A 4,506-nucleotide genomic window follows, 5' to 3' on the forward strand; every position below is an offset into this window, starting at 1 on the left:
TACTGTAGAAGGAATTAATAATAAACTCAAATTAATCAAAAGACTTGGATATGGATTTCGTAACTTTAGTAATTTTAGATTACGTAGTTTATTAAACTGGCACTTTAGTATTAATTCTCCATAAAAGGGACGCAAGAGCCCTAATTTGTTAATGCGGGCTGGTTCTTCCCCTGGTGCTTTGGCTGACTCTCTCAAACAATTGACTAAACGCATACCTGATGATGAAGAATTGAAGTCTTTAGCTAAACGTGCCGCACAGGTAAAGCAGGTAGAGAAAGCGAGAGTATTGATAGAAATGCTGTCCAAATCTAGTCAGAAAACATTGGTTTTCACTACTCACAAAGCCACCAGTGAATATTTAGCTAAAACTCTGTCAGCAGCAAATATTCCCTTTGCAGAATTTCAAGGGGGGATGTCCTTGAAAGCAAAAGATGATGCGATCGCTGCTTTTCGGGATACTGTTTCTGTACTGTTAGCATCGGAAACAGGTGGAGAAGGGCGGAATATTCAGTTTGCAAATGCGATCGTAAATTATGATCTGCCTTGGAATCCTATGAAAATAGAACAGCGCATTGGTCGTATTCACCGCATTGGCCAAACCCAGGATGTATTTATTTTTAACTTTTGTTTAAAAGGCAGCATTGAAGAATATATTCTGCGAATATTACATGACAAAATCAATATGTTTGAATTGGTGGTAGGTGAGATTGAGACAATTCTAGGGAATGTAGATGATGAATTTGATTTTAGTGAAATTGTTATGGAGATTTGGTTGAAAAATCAGAAAAAACCTGAATTAGATACAGCTTTTGACCAATTGGCAGATAATTTGTTGAAAGCTAAAGACCAGTATCAGCAAGTTCAGGAACTAGATGAACAGATTTTCGGCGAAGATTTTGAGGCTTAGGGATTGGGGACTGGGGACTTGGGGTAACTATTGTGCCTTGAGTTCACCAAAAAAGATATAATCAATGGCGTTATGTAAAATTTTTTACGATTGCCAGATTTAGCAACAATGCGAATTACAATTTTAGCCTTTGGTTCTCGTGGTGATGTCCAACCTTTTCTAGCTTTGGGTTTGGGACTAAAAAAAGTAGGATATACAGTCAAAATTGCCACTCATGCCAATTTTGAAGCGTGGGTAAAAGAATTAGGCTTTGAGTTTGCCCTATTGAGTATGAACCCACAAGAAATGTTAGAAAGTGAAGCAGGTCAAGCAGCATTAAATACAGGGAAGAACTTATTTAAAATATACAAAACCGTCTCTGAATTATTTAATCCCTGCATGGATGCAAATTTACGAGATGCCTGGGTAGCTTGTCAAGATGCGGATGCTATTATTGGTTCACCTATTGCTTATTGGGGTTTAGATATTTCCCAAAAATTAGGCGTGCCATTTTTTTGGGGAGAACTTTTTCCCTCTTATCCCACCAATTTATATCCGATGCTGAAAATAATGCCAGTTTTAGAGGGTTTGGGAGGTTGGTATAATCGTTTCAGTTATCATTTGATCTGGTTTTTATTTTGGCAGATTTACCGTCAACCTATCAATAATTGGCGAGTAAAAGTTTTAAATCTTGCACCTATATCAATTTGGCAGTCTTATTTACCTCGATTGAGAAAACAAAGAATCCCTTGGTTACGGGGTATTAGTTCCTCTGTTATTCCCACTCCTAAAAATTTGCCTTCAGAAATTCATTCTACAGGTTATTGGTTTTTGGATGCACCGACAAATTTTGTTCCTCCTGCTGATTTAGTTGATTTTTTAGCAAAGGGAAAACCCCCTATTTATGTTGGTTTTGGTAGTATGGGAGGAGAAACAGCAGCGAAAACTCTAGAGATTGTTTTAGAGGCGCTACAAAGAACAGGAGAAAGAGGGATTTTAGTTACAGGATGGAGTGGGATTAGTAATAGTAATTTACCAGATACAATCTTTAAAATTAATTCCATTCCCCATGCTTGGTTATTATCTCGCGTAGCTGCTGCGGTGCATCATTGCGGTGCAGGAACAACTGCGGCTGTCATTCGTGCAGGTATTCCCCATATTCCTATTCCCTTTGCTGGAGATCAACCTTCTTGGGCTGATATTGTGATGAAATTGAGAGTGGGAACAAAACCTCTACCTCACCAAAAACTAACTGTGGAAAGTTTGACAGGTGCGTTTGTAGAAGTACAAAGTGAAAAAATGCAAACCCAAGCAGCATTATTAGGGGAGAAAGTTAGGACAGAAAATGGTGTACCTGCTGCTGTTAGTGTTCTGCAACATTATTTATCTGCTTGAGAAAAATTGTGCTTATGAATAACATCTATAAAACGAATATTGTTAAGGTTACGAATGGTTTCACCTTTAGAGTTTCCTGATTCGCAAATTCTTTTATCTGATATGTTACCTTTGTTATACCCAAAACCAGAATGTCAAAATTTGTGAACAATATCACTAGGTTATTCAATCCTGGACGAACCTATTTACTTCTGGCTATCCTAATTTTTGCTGCTGCTAACTCCATTACACGCAAACTTACAGAAATTGGCGCACAGAATTTAATTGATGGTAGAAATCCCATTTCTTTTTGTAACGTTTTGTTTGTTGGTAATCTTTGTGCTTTACTAACTTTAATAGTTATTTATGGTCGGCAGTGGAATTTTAGGACTATCAATAAATTATCTGCTACTGACTGGCTAGGCTTACTAGGAGTAGCAATTCTTTCAGGCGCATTAGCACCTTCTCTAATTTTCATGGCATTGGAAAAAACTACTGTTAATAATGTTGTCTTGGTGGGAAGAATAGAACCACCTTTAGCTTTGGCTTTATCAATTATATTCCTCAAAGAAAAAGTTAATAGTTGGGTTATGGCTGGCTCTGTTATCTCTTTTATTGGTGTCATCTTGACAATTATTCTTCAACCTCCACAACCGAATACAATTAATATGAGTGCCAACTTAATGATTGGACAAGGTGAAATTATGGTAGCAGCAGGAGCAATTTCTTTAGCAATTTCTACAATTATTAGTAAAGTTAAATTGCGTCAAATTCCATTAGGAATATTTACAATTTTTCGTACATTTGCAGGTACATTAATTTTCTTTATAGTGGTGATGAAATTATATGGTATAAGTCACTTTATGGATGTTTTATCCCCCTTTATTTGGCAATGGATGTTATTTTATGGGGCAGTTATTATTGTCGGTGGTCAGCTATTATGGTTTCAAGGTCTGAAAAAGACTACTGCTTCTGATGTTTCTTTAGCTAGTTCTTTTAGTCCAATTGCAGGTATTTTATCTGCTTATTGGATTTTGGGAGCAGTCCCCACAACAGCACAGTATATAGGAGGTAGTGTCATTATTTTTGGTATTATCCTCAATCAAATAGGTATTTATAATCAACTGCCAAAAAGTATAACTTCGGAAGAAATTATAATTGAAAAAGACATGGAAGTTGGCTTTAAGGGAATGTAAATTATACAGCACTTCCCTCTGTTATGAGGTACAGTTAGTAATAATAAAAAGATAATTTTCTTATGAAAGCATATTCAATCGATCTTCGAGAAAAAATAGTTGCAGCACATATTCAGCAGAAAATATCAATTCGGAAAGTAGCAACCATATTTTCTGTTAGTAAAAGTCTAGGCTATGGGCGTTATCACTATCTAGACCGCTTACGTTTTATGTATATTGCTCGTGGATCTTTAGCAGAAACTAAAAGTGCTTTCATCATCGCTGAAAAGATTGGATTCTGCACAACAGAACAATTAGCTTGGGTAAATCAAATTGAAGCACAGATTGAAAAAGGTCTTAATGGGTACTGTCGCTTTATTCGTTCTCAAAAACAAGGTGGAGAAGAGTATGGAAAACAATATATTCGAGAACCAGTAACTAAAGATTATAAATTAGTATTTTACCACCACTTTTATACTAAGAAACGTGGATTTATTAACTTACAATTCTTTGTAGGTTGGGTGAAGCGACAGCGTAACCCAACATTAGATTATATAAATTAAGAGTTGTACTTTATTTAATTCACATTCCTAAGTTATTCTCAAATCCCCAATCCCCAGTCCCCAGTCCCCAGATGTTATCAGATCCAATTATTTCCACGTTAGAAAAAATTATTGCGTTACATGATGGTATCGCAGAACCAGCTAGTGAACACACTTTGAATGTTTTACTAACTGAAAATTTAGCGTCACTGCTATCCCTACCAGAAGATGTTACATTTACAACAAAAGCTGATGTATCTCAAAGTGTTTTTGTTACTTATCATTCCGAAGTATTAAATAAATTATCTGATTTATTATCTACTACAGGACAAGTTAGTGCATTAGGTATTAAATATGATGGATACCTCAAAAATACGAATTTTGATAAGCTGCTTACGGAAAGATTTGTGGCTCAAAATGGCTTAATTAAATTTGTTGATGCTAAACCAGAAATCACCCGTTATATTTTATGTAGTAGTTTTTCACTCTCCCCCCACTTTCGAGAGTTTATAGGGTAGGTAGAAGTAGG

General features: G+C 36.0%; 6 protein-coding genes. All 6 read left to right on the forward strand.

The window, feature by feature from the left end; all coding sequences use genetic code 11:
• On the forward strand, window positions 1–124 hold a 124-nt coding region (locus FJR05_RS06100), incomplete at its 5' end, for a transposase (RefSeq protein WP_168642427.1).
• A gap of 27 nt (window positions 125–151) precedes the next feature.
• Entirely contained in the window at window positions 152–907 is a 756-nt protein-coding gene (locus FJR05_RS06105; protein ID WP_254446770.1) for a C-terminal helicase domain-containing protein, read from the forward strand.
• Window positions 908–1,015: 108 nt separating this feature from the next.
• Complete coding sequence (locus FJR05_RS06110) at window positions 1,016–2,281, forward strand: glycosyltransferase (RefSeq protein ID WP_168643298.1); 1,266 nt, start codon at window positions 1,016–1,018, stop codon at window positions 2,279–2,281.
• Window positions 2,282–2,424: 143 nt separating this feature from the next.
• Window positions 2,425–3,456, forward strand: coding sequence for a DMT family transporter (locus FJR05_RS06115; protein WP_371416827.1), 1,032 nt, complete (start codon window positions 2,425–2,427; stop codon window positions 3,454–3,456).
• 62 nt (window positions 3,457–3,518) lie between these two features.
• A complete protein-coding gene (locus tag FJR05_RS06120) occupies window positions 3,519–3,998 on the forward strand; it encodes a four helix bundle protein (RefSeq protein WP_168643299.1) in 480 nt (159 codons plus the stop codon).
• A gap of 71 nt (window positions 3,999–4,069) precedes the next feature.
• Window positions 4,070–4,495 (forward strand): hypothetical protein, encoded by a 426-nt coding sequence (locus FJR05_RS06125; RefSeq protein WP_254446772.1) that lies wholly within the window; start codon window positions 4,070–4,072, stop codon window positions 4,493–4,495.
• Window positions 4,496–4,506: the final 11 nt, after the last annotated feature.

The sequence above is a fragment of the Dolichospermum sp. UHCC 0259 genome (assembly GCF_009711935.1).
In the GTDB taxonomy this organism is placed as follows: Bacteria; Cyanobacteriota; Cyanobacteriia; order Cyanobacteriales; family Nostocaceae; genus Dolichospermum.

Excerpts from the sequence above, each read along its gene's own strand:
- FJR05_RS06125 (WP_254446772.1), top strand. The coding sequence starts at position 4,070 with ATGTTATCAGATCCAATTATTTCCACGTTAGAAAAAATTATTGCGTTA.
- FJR05_RS06110 (WP_168643298.1), top strand. The coding sequence starts at position 1,016 with ATGCGAATTACAATTTTAGCCTTTGGTTCTCGTGGTGATGTCCAACCT.
- FJR05_RS06120 (WP_168643299.1), top strand. The coding sequence starts at position 3,519 with ATGAAAGCATATTCAATCGATCTTCGAGAAAAAATAGTTGCAGCACAT.
- FJR05_RS06105 (WP_254446770.1), top strand. The coding sequence starts at position 152 with ATGCGGGCTGGTTCTTCCCCTGGTGCTTTGGCTGACTCTCTCAAACAA.